The organism is Paraburkholderia susongensis (assembly GCF_900177725.1).
Taxonomy (GTDB): domain Bacteria; phylum Pseudomonadota; class Gammaproteobacteria; order Burkholderiales; family Burkholderiaceae; genus Paraburkholderia; species Paraburkholderia susongensis.
In genome coordinates, this window is record NZ_FXAT01000001.1 from 1 (window position 1) to 21,776 (window position 21,776).

20 protein-coding genes are annotated in these 21,776 nt (G+C 62.3%); 12 read left to right on the forward strand and 8 right to left on the reverse strand.

The features are described 5' to 3' along the window. On the reverse strand, positions 1-275 hold a 275-nt coding region (locus B9Z01_RS00005; RefSeq protein ID WP_143808755.1), incomplete at its 3' end, for a pyridoxal-phosphate dependent enzyme. A 604-nt stretch (positions 276-879) separates the two neighbouring features. Continuing rightward, complete coding sequence (locus tag B9Z01_RS00010; protein ID WP_085480220.1) at positions 880-2,322, reverse strand: aminotransferase-like domain-containing protein; 1,443 nt, start codon at positions 2,320-2,322, stop codon at positions 880-882. A gap of 519 nt (positions 2,323-2,841) precedes the next feature. On the opposite strand from B9Z01_RS00010, the gene B9Z01_RS00015 reads away from it, so the two are divergent. The 10 genes from B9Z01_RS00015 (at position 2,842) to B9Z01_RS00060 (ending at position 11,541) form a co-directional block, all read left to right on the forward strand. Continuing rightward, positions 2,842-4,203, forward strand: coding sequence for a KamA family radical SAM protein (locus B9Z01_RS00015; protein ID WP_085480221.1), 1,362 nt, complete (start codon positions 2,842-2,844; stop codon positions 4,201-4,203). Positions 4,204-4,207: 4 nt separating this feature from the next. Next, on the forward strand, positions 4,208-5,281 hold the full coding sequence (locus tag B9Z01_RS00020) for an Ldh family oxidoreductase (RefSeq protein ID WP_085480222.1): 1,074 nt from the start codon (positions 4,208-4,210) through the stop codon (positions 5,279-5,281). After that, positions 5,278-6,183, forward strand: a complete 906-nt coding sequence (locus tag B9Z01_RS00025; RefSeq protein WP_085480223.1) for a branched-chain amino acid aminotransferase — start codon at positions 5,278-5,280, stop codon at positions 6,181-6,183. Before B9Z01_RS00020 ends, B9Z01_RS00025 begins: the two co-directional genes overlap by 4 nt. After that, a complete protein-coding gene (locus B9Z01_RS00030; protein ID WP_085480224.1) occupies positions 6,176-6,937 on the forward strand; it encodes a TauD/TfdA family dioxygenase in 762 nt (253 codons plus the stop codon). Before B9Z01_RS00025 ends, B9Z01_RS00030 begins: the two co-directional genes overlap by 8 nt. Positions 6,938-6,952: 15 nt before the next feature. Continuing rightward, the gene (locus B9Z01_RS00035; RefSeq protein ID WP_085480225.1) at positions 6,953-7,933 is read left to right on the forward strand and encodes a diiron oxygenase; all 981 of its coding nucleotides are present in this window, start codon (positions 6,953-6,955) and stop codon (positions 7,931-7,933) included. A 36-nt stretch (positions 7,934-7,969) separates the two neighbouring features. Next, positions 7,970-8,815, forward strand: a complete 846-nt coding sequence (locus B9Z01_RS00040) for an N-acyl homoserine lactonase family protein (protein WP_085480226.1) — start codon at positions 7,970-7,972, stop codon at positions 8,813-8,815. 1 nt (position 8,816) lies between these two features. Next, complete coding sequence (locus B9Z01_RS00045; RefSeq protein WP_085480227.1) at positions 8,817-9,323, forward strand: cupin domain-containing protein; 507 nt, start codon at positions 8,817-8,819, stop codon at positions 9,321-9,323. Then, the gene (locus tag B9Z01_RS00050) at positions 9,320-10,576 is read left to right on the forward strand and encodes an MFS transporter (RefSeq protein ID WP_085480228.1); all 1,257 of its coding nucleotides are present in this window, start codon (positions 9,320-9,322) and stop codon (positions 10,574-10,576) included. The genes B9Z01_RS00045 and B9Z01_RS00050 overlap by 4 nt, the downstream gene beginning before the upstream one ends. 94 nt (positions 10,577-10,670) lie before the next feature. Beyond that, positions 10,671-11,306: a glutathione transferase gene (gene yfcF, locus B9Z01_RS00055; protein WP_085480229.1), complete on the forward strand. Its 636-nt coding sequence runs from the start codon at positions 10,671-10,673 to the stop codon at positions 11,304-11,306. A 25-nt stretch (positions 11,307-11,331) separates the two neighbouring features. Beyond that, positions 11,332-11,541 (forward strand): hypothetical protein, encoded by a 210-nt coding sequence (locus B9Z01_RS00060; RefSeq protein ID WP_085480230.1) that lies wholly within the window; start codon positions 11,332-11,334, stop codon positions 11,539-11,541. A gap of 41 nt (positions 11,542-11,582) precedes the next feature. On the opposite strand, the gene B9Z01_RS00065 is transcribed toward B9Z01_RS00060, so the two are convergent. Beyond that, positions 11,583-11,960: a hypothetical protein gene (locus tag B9Z01_RS00065; RefSeq protein WP_085480231.1), complete on the reverse strand. Its 378-nt coding sequence runs from the start codon at positions 11,958-11,960 to the stop codon at positions 11,583-11,585. Positions 11,961-12,217: 257 nt separating this feature from the next. Here B9Z01_RS00065 and B9Z01_RS34560 point away from each other — a divergent pair, with 257 nt between their 5' ends. After that, the gene (locus B9Z01_RS34560) at positions 12,218-12,436 is read left to right on the forward strand and encodes a hypothetical protein (RefSeq protein ID WP_143808757.1); all 219 of its coding nucleotides are present in this window, start codon (positions 12,218-12,220) and stop codon (positions 12,434-12,436) included. Positions 12,437-12,523: 87 nt separating this feature from the next. Here B9Z01_RS34560 and B9Z01_RS00070 read toward each other — a convergent pair whose 3' ends face one another. The 3 genes from B9Z01_RS00070 to B9Z01_RS35365 form a co-directional block, all read right to left on the reverse strand. After that, on the reverse strand, positions 12,524-13,789 hold the full coding sequence (locus B9Z01_RS00070) for a virulence factor family protein (RefSeq protein ID WP_085480232.1): 1,266 nt from the start codon (positions 13,787-13,789) through the stop codon (positions 12,524-12,526). Next, complete coding sequence (gene mprF / locus B9Z01_RS00075; protein WP_085480233.1) at positions 13,786-16,380, reverse strand: bifunctional lysylphosphatidylglycerol flippase/synthetase MprF; 2,595 nt, start codon at positions 16,378-16,380, stop codon at positions 13,786-13,788. Before mprF ends, B9Z01_RS00070 begins: the two co-directional genes overlap by 4 nt. Positions 16,381-16,726: 346 nt before the next feature. After that, positions 16,727-16,870 carry a hypothetical protein gene (locus tag B9Z01_RS35365; protein WP_167387406.1) on the reverse strand — a complete coding sequence of 48 codons (144 nt, stop codon included), beginning with the start codon at positions 16,868-16,870 and terminating at the stop codon, positions 16,727-16,729. A 234-nt stretch (positions 16,871-17,104) separates the two neighbouring features. On the opposite strand from B9Z01_RS35365, the gene B9Z01_RS00080 reads away from it, so the two are divergent. After that, entirely contained in the window at positions 17,105-18,502 is a 1,398-nt protein-coding gene (locus B9Z01_RS00080; protein ID WP_085480234.1) for an MFS transporter, read from the forward strand. Here the strand turns inward: B9Z01_RS00080 and B9Z01_RS00085 are convergent. Together B9Z01_RS00085 and B9Z01_RS00090 are read right to left on the reverse strand one after the other, a co-directional pair. Then, entirely contained in the window at positions 18,499-20,448 is a 1,950-nt protein-coding gene (locus tag B9Z01_RS00085; protein WP_085480235.1) for a PAS domain-containing hybrid sensor histidine kinase/response regulator, read from the reverse strand. The two genes, B9Z01_RS00080 and B9Z01_RS00085, sit on opposite strands and share 4 nt — an antisense overlap. Positions 20,449-20,564: 116 nt before the next feature. Next, the gene (locus B9Z01_RS00090) at positions 20,565-21,614 is read right to left on the reverse strand and encodes an NAD(P)/FAD-dependent oxidoreductase (protein ID WP_085480236.1); all 1,050 of its coding nucleotides are present in this window, start codon (positions 21,612-21,614) and stop codon (positions 20,565-20,567) included. Positions 21,615-21,776 lie beyond the last annotated feature (162 nt).

Genomic DNA, 21,776 nt, shown 5'->3' on the forward strand with positions numbered 1-21,776 from the left:
GACGCGGTGATCACGCCGCGCCCGAGCGCCTCGGCCGGAATATGCGCCATCTTGTTGTACGCGCCGCGCAGCTTGAACGAGAACACCGGCTGGTTGTCCTCGCGCTTCAGGTACACCGGATTGCGCAGCCGCGTCGACAGGTTCGGCGCGTGTTCGAGTTCGGTCTCGCGCGCCACGTCGTAGACGCGCGCGGTCAGGGTCTTTTTCAGGTAGTCGTGGGAAAGCGCGACGCGCTCGGCCGCTGCGGCGGCCACTTCGAGTTCGTTCAACAGCAAGGCAGGCTCCTCGGTGGCAACAACGAATCAACTGCGATCGATAGCAACTGATAGCGATCGGCAGCAAGTTCGCCAGGAGGCAGGAAAGCGGACATAAAAAAACCCGCCTCGTGTGGCGGGTTAGTTTGATACTGCGTTTGTCTCTGCGATCCGACGTGCGCTAACCCACCATTCGATGAATGATGCTAATAATCAGCGCAATACGGATGTCGAGGCAGTTCATGGAGACGATCTTCGTCGAGTTGGCGGGCTTTGTCAATCATTGAAGGCCGCGCGTGTTGGGCGCAAATGAAATGTCCGGTTCACCGACTGCAGCAGACCGGTGAAGTCAAACGGGCGAAAACACGCGACAAACATCGCAAGAAGCTCGAGCGTGGGCCAGACGATTGCTCGTCACGGCCTGTTCTGCGCGCTGTACACCGATCGCGGCAGCCATCACTTCCATACGCGGCGCAGGCCGGCGGCAAGGTCGACTGGTCCAACCCGACGCAGTTCGGCCGGGCGCTGGCGTAACCAGGTATCGAACACATCGCGACGTACTCGCCCGAGGCGCGTGGACGCTCGGAGCACCAGGAAAATGTCTGGTCGATCACCCGACCACGCTTTAAGTCTCGCGAGCAAGCCGAGCCAGAGCCTTGAGCGCAGATTCGATGCGTGCATCGAACGGCATGCCGTAACTGAGTCGCAGGCAATCGGTAAACTTGTTCGTGTTCGAGAAGATCGAACCCGGACAGATCCGAATGCCTTCGCACAACGCGCTTTCGAACAACCTGTCGGCGTTCAGCTCGCCGGGTAAGCGTATCCACACCAGTAGCCCCGCTTCGGGCCGTGTCACTTCGGTGCCGGCGGGGAAATGCTTGAGTATGGCTTCGACGAACTGCGTGCGCTGCTGTGTCAACAACGCGTTCAACCGTCGCATGTGCCGGTGGAATGCACTACCGGCCATGAAGTCCGCCACGACCAGTTGCGACATTTCTTCTCGATGGCGCGACACTGCATACATCAGCATTTCGATCTTCTTGTGCCATTTCCCGCCAATTAGCCATCCAACTCGCAAGCCAGGTGAAAGAGATTTATTGAGCGAGCTGCAATAGATCACATTGCCGCTCTTATCCCATGCCTTAACGGGCTTTGAATTCGCCGGACTCGGCAAAAACGCGCCATATGTGTCATCTTCAATTACGGCGATATCATGCTTTTCACATAGCTCGGCCAGCTTCGCTTTCATCGCATCCGGCATTACGCTGCCGAGCGGATTTTGCACGGATGGCATGCATACGACCGCCTGAATGCTGCCCATGTGCGTAATCGCAAATTCGAGCGCGTCAACTGATATACCGGTGTGAGGATGCGTGGGAATCTCGATCGCTTTCAAACCGAGAGATTCGATTACCTGAAGTATCCCGAAATAGGTCGGAGATTCGATTGCGATCACGTCACCCGGTCCGGCGACCGCCCTTAAGGCAAGCGAAAGTGCCTCGCTGCAACCGTGCGTGACCAGGATCGCATCCGAGTCGACGTGCATTCCGCGGCTCACCGAAAAACGCGAGATCGCCTCCTTCAGTTTGCGCACGCCATCCGGTCGCGGGGCGGAATCGTACAAGCTCGACCTCGCGCGGAGGATGCGCAACATGTTGTCGCGCAACGCAGCGCCTGGATACAGAGCGGGCGCACATACCGCCCCAGCCAGATCGACTTTCAGGGGATTCTGAAGACCCCGGGCGAGCGTGACCGAAATGCGTTCATGCACTCCGACATAGTCCGCCGGATCGATTCGCTGACCGGTTTCGTGCGCGTCCTTTTCTAGTACTCCTCTCACCCGCGATTGTGCTTGCATTGGACCGCGAACGAAATAGCCGACTCGCGGCTTCGCTTCAACATAGCCCAGTTTTTCGAGCACCCGACACGCCTCGACCGCCGTTGAAATGGAGACGCGATGCAGAGTCATGATATCTCTCAACGAAGGCATTCTCGCCCCTTCTCCAAGAGAGCCGCTGGTGATGGCTTTCACATAATGTTCTGCAATCAACCGATATTTCTTGTCCACGTTCTATATCTCAAAATAACAAATGCAGTTCACGCTAACTATACCGGAGCAGCCGTTCAGAATCAGGCACTGTACCTATCGATTTTCTAATTTCTTGTGTCTATCAAACAGAAAGAAAAACTACGACCATGATGAACTCATTTGACACAAGGGGAACCAGGATGTGCAAGTCTTTGCAGAACCCCGCGTGATATGGCCTTCGTTTCTATGCGAGGTACCACGCTGGACAGAATGAACGTCCGAATTCGCCCGCGACGAAGACGCGTTTTCGGATCAGGCAGTTGCCGCTGCCTGATGCCGCTCGACCGGGTAGGTAGCGCCCTCTTCGTCTAATGGTAGTCAGGTTCTGTACTCGTCGGCACTCTGTTGCTGAGCGGTCATGGGGTGAGGTTCAAACGCGAGTCGACACGACTGCGTGGAATGCAACGACGCTCGACAAACGCGGCCAGATTGTTCACAACTGCCGAGAGCGGCGCTCACAAAAGTTAGAGAACCGAATTGTCTATATCTGGAGGAATTTTGGACGCAGAGAAATTCAAAGCCTATAACGCCAAGTCGATTGCCAGTTCTCCGTATTGGTCGCGTGTTCCGCAGGACGTAAAAGACGCACTCGCATCGGTATCTAAAGTGTTACCGTTCAGAACAAACGAATACGTATTGCGCGAATTGATCGACTGGGACCGCGTGCCGGACGATCCAGTGTTCCGTCTGACGTTTCCGCACCCCGACATGCTGCCGCCCGAGGACTACCGCAGGCTGTGCCAACTATTGTCGAGTCCGTCGAGTGAAGCCGCCGCCGCTCAATTTATCGCCATGCTGCGTCACAGGATGAATCCCCATCCGGCCGGGCAGATGACGCACAACGTGCCGACGCTCGACGGCCGGCCGCTACCGGGGCTTCAACACAAATACGAAGAGACCGTACTGTTCTTCCCCGCAGCCGGTCAGACCTGTCACGCTTACTGCACCTTTTGTTTCCGCTGGCCGCAATTCATCGGCTCGGAAAATATGAAGTTCAATACGCGCGAGTCGGCCGAGCTGAGCCAGTATCTCTTGCGCCATCCAGAGGTCACCGATGTGCTGATCACCGGCGGCGATCCGATGGTGATGAATGCCGAATCGCTAGCCAGTTATATCGAGCCGCTACTGGCGATCCCTCACCTGCAGAACATCCGGATCGGAACGAAGTCGGTGTCGTACTGGCCGCAGCGCTTCGTGACCGATAAGGACTCCGATGCGGTTCTGGGTCTATTCGAACGTATCGTCGGTCACGGCAAGAACCTGTCGATCATGGCGCACTACAACCATCCGGCAGAGCTACGTCCTGAAATCGCCCGGCGCGCTGTGAAACGGATCACTGGAACTGGCGCGACGGTGCGGATTCAATCACCAATCGTGCGTCACATCAACGATTCGCCCGAATCTTGGCAGGAATTGTGGACGACAGGCGTGCGTCTCGGCGCGATTCCATACTACATGTTCGTTGAACGCGACACGGGTCCACAGCGTTATTTTGAGCTACCGCTCGCCGAGACCTACGACATCTTCAAGGCGGCGTATCAAGGCGTGTCCGGGCTGTCGCGCACGGTGCGTGGACCGTCTATGAGCACGCTATACGGGAAGGTGTTGATCGACGGCGTCGCGACGATCGCGAACGAAAAGGTGTTCGTTCTGCAGTTCCTGCAGGCGCGCGATCCAGACTGGGTCCGCAAGCCGTTTTTTGCGAAATTCGACCCAGTCGCGGTGTGGTTCGACGATCTCCAGCCGGCTTTCGGCGATTCCACTTTCTTCTTCCAGGACAAGGATGAATCGGTGTCGCGAAAACCGATCTATCTGCGCCGCGAAAATCCATCCGAACACCAACTCGTTACTGCGAGCTAACACGATGAATAAATCCGTCCAGGCGGAACTGCTCTATGAGCTCTGCGAAAGAGCCGCGGTCGAACGCGGTCTGAACGAACAGCATGCGATCTGGTTCGCACAAGGGCTGATCCGCACGTCGCTGATGGGGATCGACACGCACGGCGTGCGGCTGCTGCCGCTCTATCTGCGCGAGCTCGACGAAGGTCGCAGCAACGTACGTCCGAAAATACAGACGATCCAGCAGTTTCACGGGACAGCGCTCGTCGACGCGGATTCGGCTCTCGGCGTCGTCGCCGGCGCATATGCCGCCAACCTCGCGAATGAACTCGCACGTGAGTATGGGGTCAGCGTGGTCGCCGTCGCGAATTCGAATCACTTCGGTGCGGCGTCTGTGTACGGCGAGCGGATCGCGTCGCAAGGGTTGGTCGGTATCGTAACGACGAGCGCCGCCGCGCGGATGGCGCCCTTCAACGCGAAGCGCGCAATGTTCGGCACCAACCCGATCTGCTTCGCCGCTCCGGCACGCGGCACCGACCTGTACCTTCTCGACATGGCGACGAGCCAGATCTCGTACTCACAGGTCAAGCACTTCCGCCGCAACGGAGTCGAGCTACCGCCCGGTTGGGCGCTCGACCGCAACGGCCGGCAGGTCAGCGACCCCGCGCTCGTCGAATCGCTCGCGACGCTCGGCGGCTACAAGGGCCAGGGCCTCGCGATGATGGTGCAGATCCTCAGTTGCCTGCTGACGTCGATGCCGTTCGATCACCGGCTGTCGCATCTGGATGCCGAACCGTATGACCGTGGTCGCCAGATCGGCCATTGCCTGATCGCGATCGATCCGGCGCGCTTCGGCTCGCTCGACGACTTCACCGCCGGCGTATCCGAGCTCATGCAGACGATCCGTGAGACGCCCGCCGTCGACGGCGAGTGCGTGCAGGTCGCCGGCGATCCGCAGAAGGCGTCGATCGCCCGCCGCACTCAGGAAGGTATTCCACTGAACGACGACGAGTTGCACGGCCTGTCCCAGGAAGCACAGCGTCTTGGCCTCACCCACATTTTTCCGCGCGACGAAGCGCTGTATAAGGAGTTCGCATGACAGGCACCCTAACCGTTCCGTTCGACCAACGCGAAGGACATATCTGGCTCGACGGAGAGTTCGTCGAATGGAAGGACGCGAAGATCCACGTACTCACACACGGGCTGCACTACGCGAGTTGTGTGTATGAAGGCGAGCGAGTCTATTCCGGCAACGTGTTCCGGCTGCGCGAGCACACGGACCGCTTGTATCGCTCTGCGCAGATTCTCGACTTCGATATACCGTATTCGAAGGACGAACTCGAATCGGCGACAACCAGGCTGATCGAACTGAACGGCATTGTCGACGGCTATGTGCGGCCGGTCGCATGGCGCGGTTCCGAACAGATCTCGACCTCGGCACGTGCGAGCCGCATCCATGTCGCGCTCGCGTGCTGGAGTTGGCCGAGCTACTTCGATCCTGCAGCGAAGAAGCGCGGTATCACGCTCGAAACCGCGTCGTGGCGCCGCCCGCCGCCTTCATCGAGCCCATATCAGGCGAAAGCGTCGAGCCATTACATGATCGCGACGCTGAGCAAGCACCACGCGGAAGCGAACGGCTATCAGGATGCGCTGATGCTCGACTGGCGTGGCTGGATCGCCGAAGCGACAAGCGCGAACGTTTTCTTCGCGCGCGATGGCGAACTGCATACGCCGACGCCCGACTGCTTCCTCGACGGCATCACGCGGCAGACGGTAATCGAACTCGCCCGCGAACAGAATATCAAGGTGGTCGAACGCGCGATCATGCCCGACGAGTTGGACTCGTTCAAAGAGTGCTTCGTGACCGGCACCGCGGCCGAGGTGTGCCCGGTAAGCCGTATTGATCAGCACGCTTTCACGCCGTCGGCGATCACGTTCGATCTGATGAGCGCGTATTCGGACCTCGTACGCAATTTTCAGGGAGCCTCCATCCATGAGTAACGCGATTGCTTTCGATATGGCCGATACCGCCTCGCTGTTTGACGCGACCTGCGACGAACTGGACCGGCAAGGGTGGACCGTGCTACCGCCGCAGGCGCTCGGCAACGGTGTGAGGGTTGCACTCGAACGGTTCGGCAAGATCGTTCCGCAGTACAACGGCGAGGACACCTGGGAGGTGAAGGTGAAACCCGGCTTCGAGAAGGTGCCGTATTCGCAGAGCCGGAACGGCATCGGTCCGCACACCGAAGTACCGGTCGGCTCGCCACCTCCGCGTTACCTTGCGCTGCACTGCCACCGCCAGGCGCGCTGTGGACAGGGCCATACGCGTCTCGCGGACGGAGTCGCGTTCTGTCGCTCGCTTGACGCGGAGTTGCAGCGATACATCCACGAGGTACCGGTACGGTTCGCCGCCACGCTGGTGCCCGGCGCGACGTCCCGGCAGACGCTGTCCGTGCCGATCCTGAGCGACGAGAACGGCCGATCGATCTTCCGCTTCAGCTACAACCAGTTCCTTTACGGTGACGTGAATCCGTCGGAGGCCGCGTTGAACGACGCATCGGGGCAGTTCGACCCGAACGATCCGCTCGCGCGTCTCGCGACGCTCGCGGCCGCCTATTTCGAATCGGACGCCGCGCCCGTGCTGATACCGGACGGCCATCTGCTGGTTTGGGACAACCACCGCATGATTCACTCACGGAGCACGTTTTCGGACCACGCACGCCATCTGACACGCTACTGGGTGCAATCAAGCTAATTGAAGGACCGTGCAATGACGAATGCAAACAAGGCGCTGATCGCGCAACTGAACAACGCCTGGCCCCGCCGCGCAACTGTCTGCGACATGGAGAGATTCCGCGTGGACGGCGAGTTCGACGCCGGCAGGCCGGATTATCCGGTCACGCTCGTGCCGTTCTTCACGCACGAAGGCGTCCAGCGGCTCGACGATCCCGTGAAGCAGGACATTCTCACATGGGGCTGGATCGGCTATAACCGCCGCACGGTCGCAGCCGAAGACCATGTGGTGAATCCGGCGCTGAACTATCTGGCAAGCGACATCCTGCCCGGCGAAGACTGGATCTTCACCGAATCGATCCGGCAGACTCTGATCGATGAGCACTATCACACGCTGATGCACCTGAACGCGATCCAGCGTACGCGACGCCAGCGTCGGATCGACGTCGACATGGAGCTGCCCATGTCGGTCACCTACCGCGAACTCGAGAAGCTGAAGCAGCAACTAGTCGAGCCTTGGGAAAAGCAGCTCGCGGCGGTCGCGTTCGCGACGGTCGCGGAGATCAGCGTCAACGCTTTCCTTGACATCCTCGCCGACGACCAGACGATCCAGCCACAGAATCGCAGCGTCGCGCAGTTGCACAACCGCGACGAGTACGCGCACAGCAAGACGCTCGGTGAGATCGGCAAGGTCGTATTCCATCGTCTTACGCCAAGTCAGAAGACTTTTTTCGTCACTACGCTGCCGGTCGCGCTGCGCGCGTTCGTCGCGCAGGACTTCTCGATGTGGGAAGCGATTCTGCGGCAATTGAATGTGCCGAACGCGGCCAACATCATTCGGGACTGCCAGCAATCCGGCAAGGGAAGCGCGCTGACCCGCGATTACAGCGGGTTGCGCCGGCTCGCGGACGAGCTCGGCATTCTCTGCGAACTGGACTTCGATTTCAGCGACAGCACGACGAGCACGGGCCGTGCGACAACCGCCGCGAACACTGTAGCCGCACAACACGCGCATTGACACCAGCATCGCCCAATCTCTTTCGGAAATCTATACATGACCGACATGGCAACGCCGCTGTACGAGGTGTACGCGCTTCGTATCGGCAGCAACGCGCAGCGCACAGCACGCGAAAATTTCTTCTTCGACGCTTGTTGCGGCCCGCCCGACGCGTCGATGCCGCTCGACTACTTCTTCTGGGTGATCCGCGACGGTACGCGCACGGTCGTCATCGACACCGCGTTTCCAGTGTCGACAGGCGTGCGCAGAGAACGGCAGATGGTCCGCTCGACCGCCGACGCGTTGGCTGGGTTGAATATCGATCCAGCGAAGGTGACCGACGTGATCGTCACTCATCTGCACTGGGACCACGCGGGCAACCTCGACCTGTTTCCGAATGCGCGCGTCCACTTGCAGGGTGCCGAACTACGCTTCTGTACCGGCGCGGATATGCAGCATAAGCAGTTGCGCAAGATCTACGAGCGCGACGACGTGATGCAGGCCGTCGCCATCCTGTACGACGGCCGGCTCGTTGTGCACGAAGGCACGACGACGTTCGCACCGGGCATCGAGATGTGCCTCGTCGGCGGTCATACCCCAGGCAGCCAGGTGGTTCGCGTCGCAACGCGACGCGGCAATCTGGTGCTCGCCGCCGATGCCGCGCATTTGTGGGCAAATGTGCGCGGACGGCGCCCATTCCCAATCTTGCACGACCTCGCGAAGATGCTCGACGCGTTCGAAACGATCGACGCGCTCGCCGACAGTCCCGACCACGTGATCCCTGGTCACGATCCGCTCGTCGCGACAGCGTTTCCGCGTTTTGGCAACGATCCGAACACGTTCTGCCTGCACGAGGATCCGCTCCCCGGCAGCGGCGCCCGATCGGTGCGGAGGGACAACTGACATGACCGATACCGTCATCCGCGGCCAACTGTTCGATTACAGTCGATACCGAGGCCATTTCGCCGCCGTTTCGGAGGAAGCGGTCGCGTGGTCGTGGCCCGACATCGCCGCTGAACTCGCCTCGACACAACACGGAGAGCGAGGCACGTTCACGCTGTCGAAGGACGGCGCAGCGGCCGGCTGCGAGATCCTGCCCGGCATGGCCGTCAACGTTCAGGTCGTTCAGGCCGGCGCATCGACGCGGCCGCATGCGCATGCATGGTGGCATCTGTTCGTCGTGCAGTCCGGCAGCGGTACCGCCTACCTCGGTCCTGACCGCGACCCGGTGCGGCTCGCCTCGCGTGACCTGCTGCTCGTGCCTGCGTGGTGCGAACATGCATTTCACTGCGATCCGGACGATACGCTGATCCTGTTCAGCGCCAGCAACCTGCCGCAGCAAACCAGGCTCGGTAACCAGATTGCCAGCGAGCCCATAGGCGAACCGTCGCGCACAGGACACCACTCATGAGCGTAACAAATCATTCGCCCATCGATCTGCCACGGAACCGCAGCAACAGGTACCGCTGGGTCGTGCTTGGCGTTGCCGCGCTCGCGCAGACGACAGCGTCGATTACCGCGCAAGGCATTTACACGCTGATTCCGTCCCTCCAAAACGCGTTTCGTCTGTCCGAGGCAACCGCGGCTCTGGCGGTCTCTGCGCTGAACGGTGGCCAGGTTGTAACGATGCTGATGCTCGGCTGGCTGATCGATCGTTTCGGAGAGCGTTACGTCGTCGCATTCACGATGGTACTGATGGGCGGCGCGGCGCTCGCCGGTTCTGTCATATCGACGAGCTTCCCGGTATTGCTGCTGTTCTTCGTCCTGGTCGGTACCTCGTATGCGTCGGTGCAGCCGGGCGGCACGCGGGCGATCGTCCGCTGGTTTCCGCCGCACGAGCGCGGTATGGCGACCGGCGTGCGACAGGCTGGCCTGCCGCTCGGCACCGCGGTTGCCGCGATGGCGCTGCCGCTGATCGCGACAACGTACAGTTGGAGCGCCGCGCTTGCGGTGCAGGGCGCGGTCGGCATCGCCGGTGGCATCCTGTTCGGCCTTATGCATCGTGACGAGCGGGGCATGCAGGGCCTGCCCGCCTCTGCGCCGCCGAATCTCGTGAAGGCCGTCAAGCTCGTTGCCGGATATTCGGCACTGTGGCCGGTGATGCTGGCCGGTGCGGTGATGGTCACGTTCCAGTACACGTTCGCGACGCATGCGATTCCGTTCGTCGCCGCGCGCTTCCACTACTCGGTCGTCACCGCCGCACTGCTATTCTCAGCGTCGCAATGGCTCGGCATTCTAGGACGCGTCGGTCTCGCGTGGATCAGCGACCGTTTTTGGCCGAATCGCCGAGTACGCTCGCTTGGTTTCAGCATGGCCATTTGCGTCGCCGCGACGATATCGCTGCTGGTATTGCCGACCAGCACGACGAACGCCGCACTAACCGCAATCTTCTGCGTGATCGGACTGTTCGGCGTCGGCTGGTATCCGCTGTATCTGCTGCAGATCGCGGAGATGGCACCGAAGTCGGCGGTCGCTTCGACGATTAGCTTCTCGATGACGATCAACATGATCTCAATCTGCATCATGCCGCCGCTCTTTGGCGTGATCGTTGACCGCTTCGGCTACAGCCCTGCGTGGATCGTGCTTACGCTGCTGGTTGTAACCGGTATCCTGGTCCTGTGGAAAGGCGCGGCACATGCGGAACGCGCTCGCGCAAATAACTGAACCTCGACGAAGCACGGACGTTCCATCAACTGCGGACGGCCCCCGCTTTGTCGTACATGAGTACTTCTATTCCAACCGCTTTGAGGGAACGGGAATGAGCCTGAATCCGATCTATCTGTACGTCGGCGCCGATTACGTCAGCGCGTTCGCAATGTCCGCTTTCGTCGCACTGAAAGAGAAGGGCCTCCGCTTCGAACTGCGCACCGTCGATCTGAAGAACAAGGAGCAGCATAGCTCCGCATATCGCGAGATCTCGATAACACGCCGCATACCAACGCTGCTGCACGGCGACTTCGCGTTGTCCGAGTCGTCGGCGATCGCCGAGTATCTGGACGAAGTCTATCCCACGCCGAAGCACGCAACGGTCTTGCCGGCGGACCGTGAGATGCGTGCGCTAGCGCGCCAGCTTCAGGCATGGATCCGTAGCGATTTCATGCCGCTAAAAAGTGAGCGACAAGCCGACCGGATCTATTTTCCGGAGTCAGTCAAACCATTGTCAGAGCCGGCCCAACTGGCGTGCGACAAGCTGCTCGCGGCGGCGGACCAGTTGATCCGCGACGATCGCTATGGCGTGTTCGGCGACTGGTGCATCGCAGATACCGATTTCGCGCTGATGCTGAACCGACTCGTGGCGTGTGGCGACCCGGTGCCACCGAAGATCGTCCGCTACATCGAGCGTCAATGGTCGCGGTCGAGCGTACAGCAGTGGGTCAATCAGGTGCGAGGCTGAAAAGCGGGTTGGATAGCACCACGCAATGACGAACCACATCGACATCAATGAGTTAAACCTGCTTCGACACCGGCGTTTCCTGCGCGATCGGCCGTCCCTCGAACGATTGATGGACCGGCACCGCGAACTTCTCGCACCGAGATTCGGCTTGGTGAAGACGATTTTCCGCAACGTGTTTCGCGGCCGTGACGACAGATATTACGCTTTCACGATCGACACAGAGTCTCCGACATAATCTGTAGTGCTCGTCGGAACGCTGATGCGTGTCGACGATTCTCAGCGCGCTTTTCGCAAGGCCGCGCTCGTGCGGTTCATAATCATGCGACGTGCGAACCACGTGCGCAACCACACGATAAAGGGCACGGCGCTAGCGATTTGAATATGGACCAACGCAACAGCAGAAGATGCACCGGATACTGTCGCATAGCACGAACGCTCTATCACGTATGAATCGCCCTCGTACAGTTTCAGCCTGTTGACTGGCGCCGCTTCGCCGAGCCAGTCCAACGTCGGGTCGAGAAACGCAAGCTCCACGCCCCCTTCCGCGGCAATAACGCGTGCGTTGCGGGGCAACGAAACGGTAAGCGCCTGGTTGGTGTGTAGTCTTACGGTCGATAACGTCGAACCACAACGCGCGACTGGATCGTGCTTCATTATGCTCCCTCCGTGGTGACGGGAGTTACGCCCCCGTTCAGGCAGGGTAGCCTCCGCGCGCACACAAAAACAGCAACAAGAAAGCCCGATTTCTTCCGATACAGATGGCAGCGAACACTCCGTCGGTCACTGTTAGCCCGAGCCATTTCGTTCGAGAGCGACCTTACGCTGGTGACAATGCGCAGCGGCAACGAGAATTCCGACGTGATGAGTTACCCGCTCAACACAGTCTATCTGCAGTGCCCTCTTCACGAGGCGTGACCAGCAAGCGTTCAGTCGAGGCACATCGACTGAGCGCCGCACGTGCGCGTCTCAATCGCTTCATCGTCAACGAAGAGATTCCACCTCAGGAGCGATCTGAACCCGCAGAATTCACAATCAAGGCATCGGCCGCACAACTGGTTGGCAGTTTTTCTGGGCCATCGAATTTATCTGTGAGCCGCACCGGCAATGGATTCACGATCGGCGAAGGCTGATCGGTTGGAGTCCAGATTTCTCGATTCAGCAAACCGTGCCCGACATCACTGAAGGCCGCGCACCCTGGCGCGAAAACAGCGCCGCGTTTATTCCTGCACGCCGCTCTGCTTCCTGAACGCTGTGAGAATGCGCTGTTCGAGCGAGCTATAGTTGCCGCCGAAGTGATGGTCGCCCGAGGTGCGAATCACATCGATGCCGGTTTTATCGAGCGCTGGGCACAACGTGTCCTTTTCGCTTTCGCCATAGAAGCATTGCACGATCGACGGCGGCAGATGCGCGAGTTCAGGCCGCACCTTGAGCGCGTTGTCGCTCGCGGGCATGCCGAGCCAGCCGCCCACGCGGATCTGGAAATCGGCATCGGGTGCGAAGCCGAGCAGCGAGATCAGCGCTACCTTATCGCGCTGCGCCTGCGGCAGCCGGTTATACGCGAACGGCATCACGTCGGCGCCGAACGAATAGCCGACGAGCGCAATGTGCTGCGCATGCCAGCGCGCGCCGTAGGTTTGCATCACGCGTGCGAGGTCGCGGCTCGTTTGCGCGGGCGGCTTCTCGCTCCAGAAATAACGCAGACTGTCCCAGCCGATCACCGACACGCCGTCTTTCTGCAACGCCTGCGCGATCGTCTTGTCGAGATCGCGCCAGCCGCCGTCGCCGGAAATCACGATCGCCATCAGGCCGTTCGGATGAGCGGCCGGCAATTCGATAAGCGGCAGATCGGACACGTCGTCGTCGCTCGCCGATACCGTCTGCAAATGCGGCGTAACGAGCGAGACGAGCCGCGCATGATCGGCATTGCCCGTGCTCGCCTTTTCGACGAAGCCGGGCACCTTGTCGCGAATCACGGTCGGGTCGGGCGGGCACGGCTGGAAGCGTGCGTCGAGCGTGCGCTCGGCATCGACCGACACGGCGCCGGCAATCGTATTCGACGGCGCCTGCTCGAGCACGTGCATCGCGAGTGTCGCGCCCTGCCCCGTTCCCGCGACGATCGGCGCGAAGTATTGATTCGACTGCGATTGCCGTTCGAGTTGATGGCTCAACGCTTCGGCATCGCCCACGAGCTGATGGCAGGTTTCCTTCTTCGCGCTCAGGTTGGCGACGTAGCGCGCGGTATCCACGCCAACGGTCAATGCCCCAGCCTTTGCGAGCGCGTCGGCGCTTTGCTGGTCGGCCGCGCTCCAGCCGCTTGCCTGCGAATACAGCACGACGAAGCCGCGCAACGGCCCATCGGGCCGCGTGACCGTGACGTCGCCATAGCGGCCGCCGGGCACGGTGGTGGTGGCCGCATGCGCGAGCGCGCCGCAGGTGAGAACGCTCGCCGCGACGGCGAGCCGGAAAAACGGATACAAGGTCATGAACGCCGGCCTCCTGCCAGCAGCGAGAGGTCCGCGAGCGTGAAGAACACGCCCACCGAACCCGATGCCGCGAGATAACGCGGCTCCCAGCGCGGCTGGAACTTGCTCTTGAAAGCACGCAGGCCGCGGAAGTTATAGAAGCGGCCGCCAAAGCGCCACACGATGCCCGCAAGCCGATGCCAGCGCGACGCGAGCGGTGTCGGCTGAACGCCCGAAAGCGGCGCGATGCCGAGACTCAGCGAGCGGAACCCGGCCTGTTTCAGATGTAGCGCGAGCTGCGTGAACAGATATTCCATCGCATACGGCGATGCGCTTTCCACGTGACGCATCACGCCGACGGTCGCCTCGGTATTCAGATCGGTCGTCATGAAAGTCACGAACGCGACCGGCTCGCCGTTCTGGCGCACCAGCATCACCGATTGCGCGGCGAGGTATTCGTCATGGAAAGCGGCGACCGAGAAGCTTTTCTCGCGCGCGTCGCGACTGTCGAGCCAGCCGTCGGAAATTTCGCGCAGCGTTTCGAGAGACGCCGGCACGTTGACCTGATCGATCACTTCGACCATGAAGCCATCGCGCTCGCCACGCTTTAACGCATAGCGCAGATGCGCGCGATGCGAGCCCTTCAGATCGAAATCGTCGAGCACGACGTGCGCTTCCTCGCCGAGCTTCATCAGCGTGAGGCCCGCGTCGAGATAAAGCGGCAGCGCGTTGGCGCGAACCTGATAGAACGCGGCGCGCCCGCCGTGCGCATGCGCGAGCGCGACGAACTTGCTGATGAGACCGGCCCACTCCTCGCGCGGACCCACCGGATCGTGCAGCGCAGCCCACGTGCGGCCGTATTTCGCGTACATCAGGAACGCCTCGCGCGATTCCGAGAACAGGAAACTCTTGTCGCCCATCAGCGCGAGACCGGCGTCGCTACGCTCCTGCGCGCGCACGATGCGCGCGGCGTCGTGCAGGTCTGCGAGGGCCGGTTTGACGAAGCGGCCCGGCGCCGGACGCAGTAATTGCCAGAATGAAAAAGTCGCGGCGAACAGGCTCGCGGCAAGCGTGGCGCGCAGCGCGCGCGGCGCGCGCTCGTCGAATGCGAACTGCCACCAGAGATCGCGCGTGTACGGTACGTCGCGGAAGGCGAACAGCATGACCCACGTCGCGAGCATCAGCACCATCGCCACCGAGACGAGCCAGCCCGCCGTGAAGCGCTCGGCGAACAACGACGAATGGCGGTTGAAGCGCTTGCGCGTTGCGAGCAACAGCACGATCAGCGTGCCGAGCACGCCGGCCTCGACGAACGCGAGACCCTTGGTGAGCGACAACGCGAGGCTCAGCACCGTGAGTGCGAGCGTCATCCACCATGCGGCGTCGAGCCGCCGCAGCAAGCCGCGCGCGACGAACAACAGCAGCACGCCGAGCACGCTGCACAACATCTGCGAGCTTTCGAGCACCCACAGCGGCACCAGATCGCGCAGGATATGAATGCGCTGCCAGAACGCGGGCGTGGCGCTCGAAATCACGAGCATGCCGCCAACCACGAACGTGACGAGGCTCAGAAACAGCGGCGCGAGTTCCGATACGCGCTGCGCCTGCAGCAGCGACAGACGGTTCTTCAGCACCCGACCTTCGAAGCCCGCGAGCAACGCGGCGGAAACGATCAACGGGACACCGAAGTAAATCGCGCGGTAGGCCAGCAGCGCGGCGACCATCTGATGCATCTGCACGCTGCCGCTCAATGTGAACACCATCGCCGCTTCGAACACGCCGACGCCGCCGGGTGTATGGCCGATCATGCCGAGCAGCATCGCGGCCGCATAGACGGTGATGAAGCCGACGAAGCTCACGTTCGCATGCGGCAGCAGCGCCCACAATGCGAGGCCCGCGGCGATGACGTCGAGCACGGCAAGCGCAATCTGCGCGAGCAGATCACGGCGCGCGGGGATATCGAACGAAAGCCACTGCCAGCGCGTGCGCACCGGCCGCGTTTCGCGGCGGCACGCGGCGGCGGCCAGCGCCAGCGCGAGCAGCAACGCCGCGCCGCTCCAGCGCAGCGCGAACGGCGTGAGGTGCAGCATCGGCGCGAGCTGGCCGGCCATGCAGACCATGCCGAGCGCGGTCATCAGCACGAGCGCGAGCGCCAGCGACACGCTCGTGAACACCGTCATGCGGCCGATCTGGGCGGGTGTGATGTTCGCGACGCCGTAGACGCGCGCGCGCACCGCGCCTCCCGTCAGCGCGCCGAAGCCGGTCGCATTGCCGAGCGCGGAGCCCGCGGTCGCGCCGACCCACAACGCCGCGCGCGGCACGCTCGTGCCGAGGTAGCGCAAGCCGACCGCGTCGCGCCCGACGAGCGCCACATAGCTGAGCGCGGTCGCGCCGAGCGCGCCGATCCACTCGTGCGCCGACAGATTGCGCAGCTGGCGGATCACCGAGCGGTAGTCGACCGCCTCCGACAGATGCTGCAGCACGACCAGCAGCAGCCCGCAAATGACGAGCGCGAGCACGGGCGACAGAAGTCCCCGGCTGCCAAGCGCTTTCGCTGCCCGGCCGAGCAGCGCGCCGAGCCGGTCGAATCTGTGGTGAAGTCGATGAAACATGGTCAATGCGGACCTTGCGAGGAGCGGTCGCGGCGACGGGTCGTCGTGCGCGGTATTGCCTGTTTCGGCAATTACAAAGAGATAACGGCAAAGCGTGCAAAAGGTTGACAGCATTAGCTATTTCGCTGTCAGTTCACTTGCACGACGAGCCCGGCAAGGGGTGGGATGGCGAGGCTTCAGGCGCTTCAGGCGCGGCATCGGGTCGTTCGCTTCGCATGCCGCGTAGCCGGGGAACAGGGGCGCGCAGCAAGGCGCGGCAAGACAGAAAGGGGGCCAGAAAGCACGATGCCCGCTACTCGAGCGGGCACGTACATCATCAAGAGGCGCTTTGCGCGCCCGGCTGACCTTACTGCGGGCGGCGATGCGCTTCAGCCATCACAGCGCAGTTCTGCAGATGCAGGTTCAGCGCGTGCAGCGCCAGAGCGCGCAACTTGCCGAACAGCGTGGTAGCAGCGGGGGTGGAACGGGCGACATTCGATGCGGTGTTCATGGCAGGCTCCTTATAAGGGTTTATACCTAAGCAATAACCCGATTATAGTCTTCTCATGGCGCACCGCAACAAAAATCGACAACCCGAGCCACGAGATAACCCCCATCCCGCCAGAAATTGAAAAAAATCGAAAAAGGGCGGCACCAGAAGAGGTGGTATTAACAATCCGCACCGTACAGGTGCAATAATGACCGCTTTACCTGCGACGCTCTGCCGCAGCCCTCCTCCGCCGTCATGACCGTCGCCCAGAAAGCTCTGATTGCGCCCCTTATCGTCGCGTGCGCGATGTTTATGGAAAGCGTCGACGCGAACGTGATCGTCACCGCGCTGCCGGCGATGGCGCGCGATTTCGGGCGCGATCCGGTCACGCTGAAAATCGCGGTGACGAGCTACGTGCTGGGTCTCGGCGTGTTCATTCCCGTCTGCGGCTGGCTCGCCGACAAATTCGGCGCGCGTACGGTCTTTCGCACGGCTATCGGCATCTTCGTGACGGGCTCGCTGCTGTGCGCCGCGTCGGATTCGCTGGCGACCTTCACGATCGCCCGCTTCATTCAGGGCGTCGGCGGCGCGATGATGGTGCCGGTCGGGCGCATCATCATCTTTCGCGTCGTGGAAAAAGCCGATTTCATCCGCGCGATGAACTATCTGAGCGTGCCCGCGATGCTCGGCCCCGCGGCCGGCCCGCTGCTCGGCGGCTTCATCACGACCTATCTGCACTGGCGGCTGATTTTTTTCATCAACGTGCCGATCGGTCTACTCGGCATCTATCTGACCAACCGCTACATCGCGAACACGCGCGAGCCCGACCCGGGGCCGCTCGACTGGATCGGCTTCATCCTGTCCGCGGCGGGCGCGGTGCTGCTACTGCTGGGGCTTTCGCTCGTCGGCGGCGAGATGATCTCGAACGCGAATGCGTTCGGCATGTGCGCGGTCGGCGCGGTGCTGCTCGCGATATACGTCGCGTACGCACAGCGCGTTCCTCTGCCGCTGCTCGATCTGCGCTTTTTCAAGGTGCCGACCTTCCAGGCGAGCGTGCTCGGCGGGTCGCTCTTTCGCATCGGTCTTGGCGCGCTGCCGTTCCTCCTGCCGCTGCTGCTGCAGGAAGGCCACGGGATGAGCGCGTTCGAATCCGGCCTGATTACCTGCGCGTCCGCGTTCGGCGGCATGTTCATGCGCACGATCGCGTCGCGCGTGCTGCGCCGCTTCGGCTTCCGTTCGGTGCTCGTGTTCAACGCCGCACTGTCGGGCATTTCGATCGCCGCGTGCGGGCTCTTTTTCCCGCACACGCCGACGTGGATCATCTGGGTGGTCGTGCTGCTCGGCGGCTTCTTCCCCGCGCTGCAGTTCACGAGCCTGAACTCGCTCACCTACGCGGAAATCGCGAGCCGCGACGTCGGCCGCGCGACGAGCCTCGGCAGCGTCGTGCAGCAGATGTCGCTCGGCCTCGGCGTGACGGTCGGCGGTATCGTGCTGCAGATTTCGCGCGTGCTGCATGGGCACCCGAGCATTACGTGGTCGGATTTCTGGCCCGCGTTCCTCGTAGTCGGGCTGTGCTCGTTCGCCTCGATTCCGGTCACGCGGCGCTTGCCGCATGGCGCAGGCGAAGAGATTTCGCGAGGCGTGCGGGGCTAGGCACCCGCCTGCGCGAGCAGCGTATCGAGCGTCGCCATCTCCACCGGCTTCACGAGATGCGTATGGAAACCCGCTTCGCGGGTACGTTCGAGATCGCTGGCATGACCAAAGCCGGTCATCGCGGCGAACCTCGTGCGGCTCAGTTCCGGCATCGCGCGCAGCGCCGCGAGCGTCGCATAGCCGTCCATCTTCGGCATCGCGATGTCGATCAGCGCAAGATGCGGCGCGAAGCGCGGCGCAATCTGCAGCGCCTGTTCGCCCTCGTACGCGATGCGCACCTCGTGGCCCTTGAGTTCGAGCAGCATCGCGAGGCTGTCAGCCGAATCGCGGTTGTCGTCGACGAGCAGAATCCGCAACGGCTGCGCCACGGGCGCGGCCGTGCTCGCGCGCTCATCCGCGGCCTCGGCTTGTGCAACGGCAAGCGGCAGACTCAGCGTGAACGTGCTGCCGAGTCCCTGCCCTTCACTGCTCGCGACGATGCTGCCGCCGTGCATTTCGACGAGCGACTTGCACAGCGTGAGGCCGATGCCGAGGCCGCCCTCACCCTCGCTCTGGCTATCCTTTTCCTGCGCGAACAGCTCGAAAATCTTGTCGAGCGAGCGCACCGGAATGCCACAGCCCGGGTCGCGTACTTCGAGCACGGCCATCTGAAAGTCGATGCGGCCCACCACGTCGAGACAACTGCCCTGTGGCGAGAATTTCGACGCGTTATGCAGCAGGTTCTGCAGCACCTGCACGAGCCGCGTCATGTCGCCGCGAATGATGACCGGCTCGGCCGGCACATGCGCGGCGACGCGTTGCTCGCGCGAGTCGATGAACGGTCGCGCCGCCTCGATCGCGCGCGCCACGAGTTCGCCGAGATCGACGCGTGCGGTGCGCAGCTCGACCTTGCCGGACATGATGCGGCCGATGTCGAGCAGATCGTCGACGAGCCGCGTGAGGTGCGTGACCTGACGATCGATCAGATCGCGCGCGCGAACGAGCACCGGGCTCAGGCCGGTTTCGAGCTGCATCACGCCGACCGCGTTGCGTACCGGGGCGAGCGGATTGCGCAGCTCGTGCGCGAGCGTTGCGAGAAACTCGCGCATGCGCGCGCCCGAACGCTCGAGCTCCTCGCGCTGGCGCCGCTCGGTCAGATCGCGCGTGATGTGCGCGAAGCCGCGCAGCCGCTTCGATTCATCGTAGACCGCCGCGATGATCGCGTTGGCCCAGAAGGTCGTGCCGTCCTTGCGCACGCGCCAGCCTTCGTCCTCGACGGTGCCGATCTGGCGAGCGATCGAGAGTTCGCGCGCGGGTTTGCCCGCGGCGGCCTCCTCGGGCAAATAGAACCGCGAGAAATGGCAGCCCATGATTTCGTCGTGCGTATAGCCCTTGATGCGCGCCGCGCCCGAATTCCAGCTGATGACGAGGCCTTGCGGATCGAGCATGAAAATCGCGTAGTCCTCGACGCTGTCGACGAGCAGACGGAAGCGCTCTTCGCTTTGCCGCAATGCCTCCAGATACTCGCGCTGCGCGGTCAGATCGCGCGTGATCTTCGCAAAGCCCGTGACCTCGCCTGCCCCGTTGCGGATCGCCGTGATCACGACGTTCGACCAGAACATCGTGCCGTCCTTGCGCACGCGCCAGCCTTCGTCCTCGAAACGGCCGGTCAGCGCGGCCTGTTGCAACTCGTAAGCAGGCCAGCCGCGTGTGACGGCTTCCTCGGCGTAAAAGCGCGAGAAATGCCGGCCGATAATTTCGCTTCCGGCATAGCCCGTCAGCTTTTGCGCACCGGCATTCCAGCTAACGATGTAGCCGCCCGCGTCGAGCAGAAAAATCGCGTAGTCCTCGATCGCCTGCACGAGCGACCAGTAATCGATACCGGTGGGCAGCGGTGCCGACGCTTCGGCCTGCAACTGGGCGGACTCGCCGTTTTCGCGAGGAGAAGGAACATCAAGCTCGGTCATGGCGTGCACGTAGAGGAGTTGTCGTCTCAAGCATACGCTGGGCCCGGGCGGTGGCGCTTTAGTTCGTCGGCTTATTCGCTGCGTCGTTCGTTTTCACCCGCGCCACGGCAAGCCTCTCACCCAGCCGAGCCGATCTTTTCCGCGAGCTTCGCGTCGTAACTCGAATGGACGTGCACACGCTTTTTGTCGGGATAGGCATAGACATAGGCCTTGCGCAACGCGAGCGACGCCTCGTGAAAGCCGGACAGAATCAGCTTCTGCTTGTTCGGATAGTTCGCGATGTCGCCGACCGCGAAGATGCCCGGCCGCGAACTCTCGTAGTTCGACGTATCCACGTCGATGCGTCCGCCGTGAATCGCCAGCCCCCACTGCGCGATCGGGCCGAGATCGGCGACGAGGCCGTAGAGCGCGATCAGGTGCTCGGCCTCGAGCTGCGTCTCGCCGTCGATATGCCTTAGCGTCAGCGACTTCAATACACCGTCTTCGACGCCGAGCGCCGCAATTGCACCGACGACGAAGTCCATCTCGCCTGCCTCGACCGCGCGCCGCATCTGCGCGACGCTCGAATCGGCCGCGCTGAAGCCGGCGCGCCGATGCACGAGCGTCACGCGCCGCGCGACCTGGCGCAGCGCGAGCGCCCAGTCGAGCGCGGAATCGCCGCCACCGGCGACGACCACGACCTTGCCGGCGAAGTCCGCGAGCCGCGGCACGCTGTAGTGCACGTGACGCTTCTCGAGCGGCGCGGCCTCGTCGAGCGTGAGTTTTTGCGGCACGAACGCGCCGTTGCCGGCGGCGAGCAGGATCGCGGCGACGTCGAAGACGAGGCCGCGATGCGTGCGCACGGTCCAGCGTCCGTCGTCGCGCTGCTCGACCGTCTCGACGCGCTGTTCGAGGTGGATCGGCACGTCGAACGGCTTCACCTGCGCCATCAGACGCTCGACCAGGTCGCGTGCGGTACAGGACGGAATCGCGGGGATGTCGTAGATCGGCTTGTCGGGATACAGCTCGATGCACTGGCCGCCGATCCTGCCGAGCACATCGACGATCTGGCACGTGAGGCCGATCACGCCTGCCTCGAATGCCGCGAAAAGACCCACGGGACCCGCGCCGACGATCAGGACGTCGGTGCGGATCGGCTGCGGCGACGGGTCGGCGGTGGTGGTCATGAGCGGGTTCTCCGTAGGGCGTGGTGGACGTGATGGACAATAAGGACGGCTGCGAGGACGGCCCCAGGCGCGCGGCAAATAGCACGACACGGGCACAACCAAGGCGCGGCAAGGGCCAAACAAAGGAACGACAAGGAAGCGACGAAAGCCCCAATACGACGC

Excerpts from the sequence above, each read along its gene's own strand:
- B9Z01_RS00020 (WP_085480222.1), top strand. The coding sequence starts at position 4,208 with ATGAATAAATCCGTCCAGGCGGAACTGCTCTATGAGCTCTGCGAAAGA.
- B9Z01_RS00025 (WP_085480223.1), top strand. The coding sequence starts at position 5,278 with ATGACAGGCACCCTAACCGTTCCGTTCGACCAACGCGAAGGACATATC.
- B9Z01_RS00030 (WP_085480224.1), top strand. The coding sequence starts at position 6,176 with ATGAGTAACGCGATTGCTTTCGATATGGCCGATACCGCCTCGCTGTTT.
- B9Z01_RS00035 (WP_085480225.1), top strand. The coding sequence starts at position 6,953 with ATGACGAATGCAAACAAGGCGCTGATCGCGCAACTGAACAACGCCTGG.
- B9Z01_RS00040 (WP_085480226.1), top strand. The coding sequence starts at position 7,970 with ATGACCGACATGGCAACGCCGCTGTACGAGGTGTACGCGCTTCGTATC.
- B9Z01_RS00045 (WP_085480227.1), top strand. The coding sequence starts at position 8,817 with ATGACCGATACCGTCATCCGCGGCCAACTGTTCGATTACAGTCGATAC.
- B9Z01_RS00050 (WP_085480228.1), top strand. The coding sequence starts at position 9,320 with ATGAGCGTAACAAATCATTCGCCCATCGATCTGCCACGGAACCGCAGC.
- yfcF (WP_085480229.1), top strand. The coding sequence starts at position 10,671 with ATGAGCCTGAATCCGATCTATCTGTACGTCGGCGCCGATTACGTCAGC.
- B9Z01_RS00060 (WP_085480230.1), top strand. The coding sequence starts at position 11,332 with ATGACGAACCACATCGACATCAATGAGTTAAACCTGCTTCGACACCGG.
- B9Z01_RS00065 (WP_085480231.1), bottom strand. The coding sequence starts at position 11,960 with ATGAAGCACGATCCAGTCGCGCGTTGTGGTTCGACGTTATCGACCGTA.
- B9Z01_RS00070 (WP_085480232.1), bottom strand. The coding sequence starts at position 13,789 with ATGACCTTGTATCCGTTTTTCCGGCTCGCCGTCGCGGCGAGCGTTCTC.
- mprF (WP_085480233.1), bottom strand. The coding sequence starts at position 16,380 with ATGTTTCATCGACTTCACCACAGATTCGACCGGCTCGGCGCGCTGCTC.
- B9Z01_RS35365 (WP_167387406.1), bottom strand. The coding sequence starts at position 16,870 with ATGAACACCGCATCGAATGTCGCCCGTTCCACCCCCGCTGCTACCACG.
- B9Z01_RS00080 (WP_085480234.1), top strand. The coding sequence starts at position 17,105 with ATGACCGTCGCCCAGAAAGCTCTGATTGCGCCCCTTATCGTCGCGTGC.
- B9Z01_RS00085 (WP_085480235.1), bottom strand. The coding sequence starts at position 20,448 with ATGACCGAGCTTGATGTTCCTTCTCCTCGCGAAAACGGCGAGTCCGCC.
- B9Z01_RS00090 (WP_085480236.1), bottom strand. The coding sequence starts at position 21,614 with ATGACCACCACCGCCGACCCGTCGCCGCAGCCGATCCGCACCGACGTC.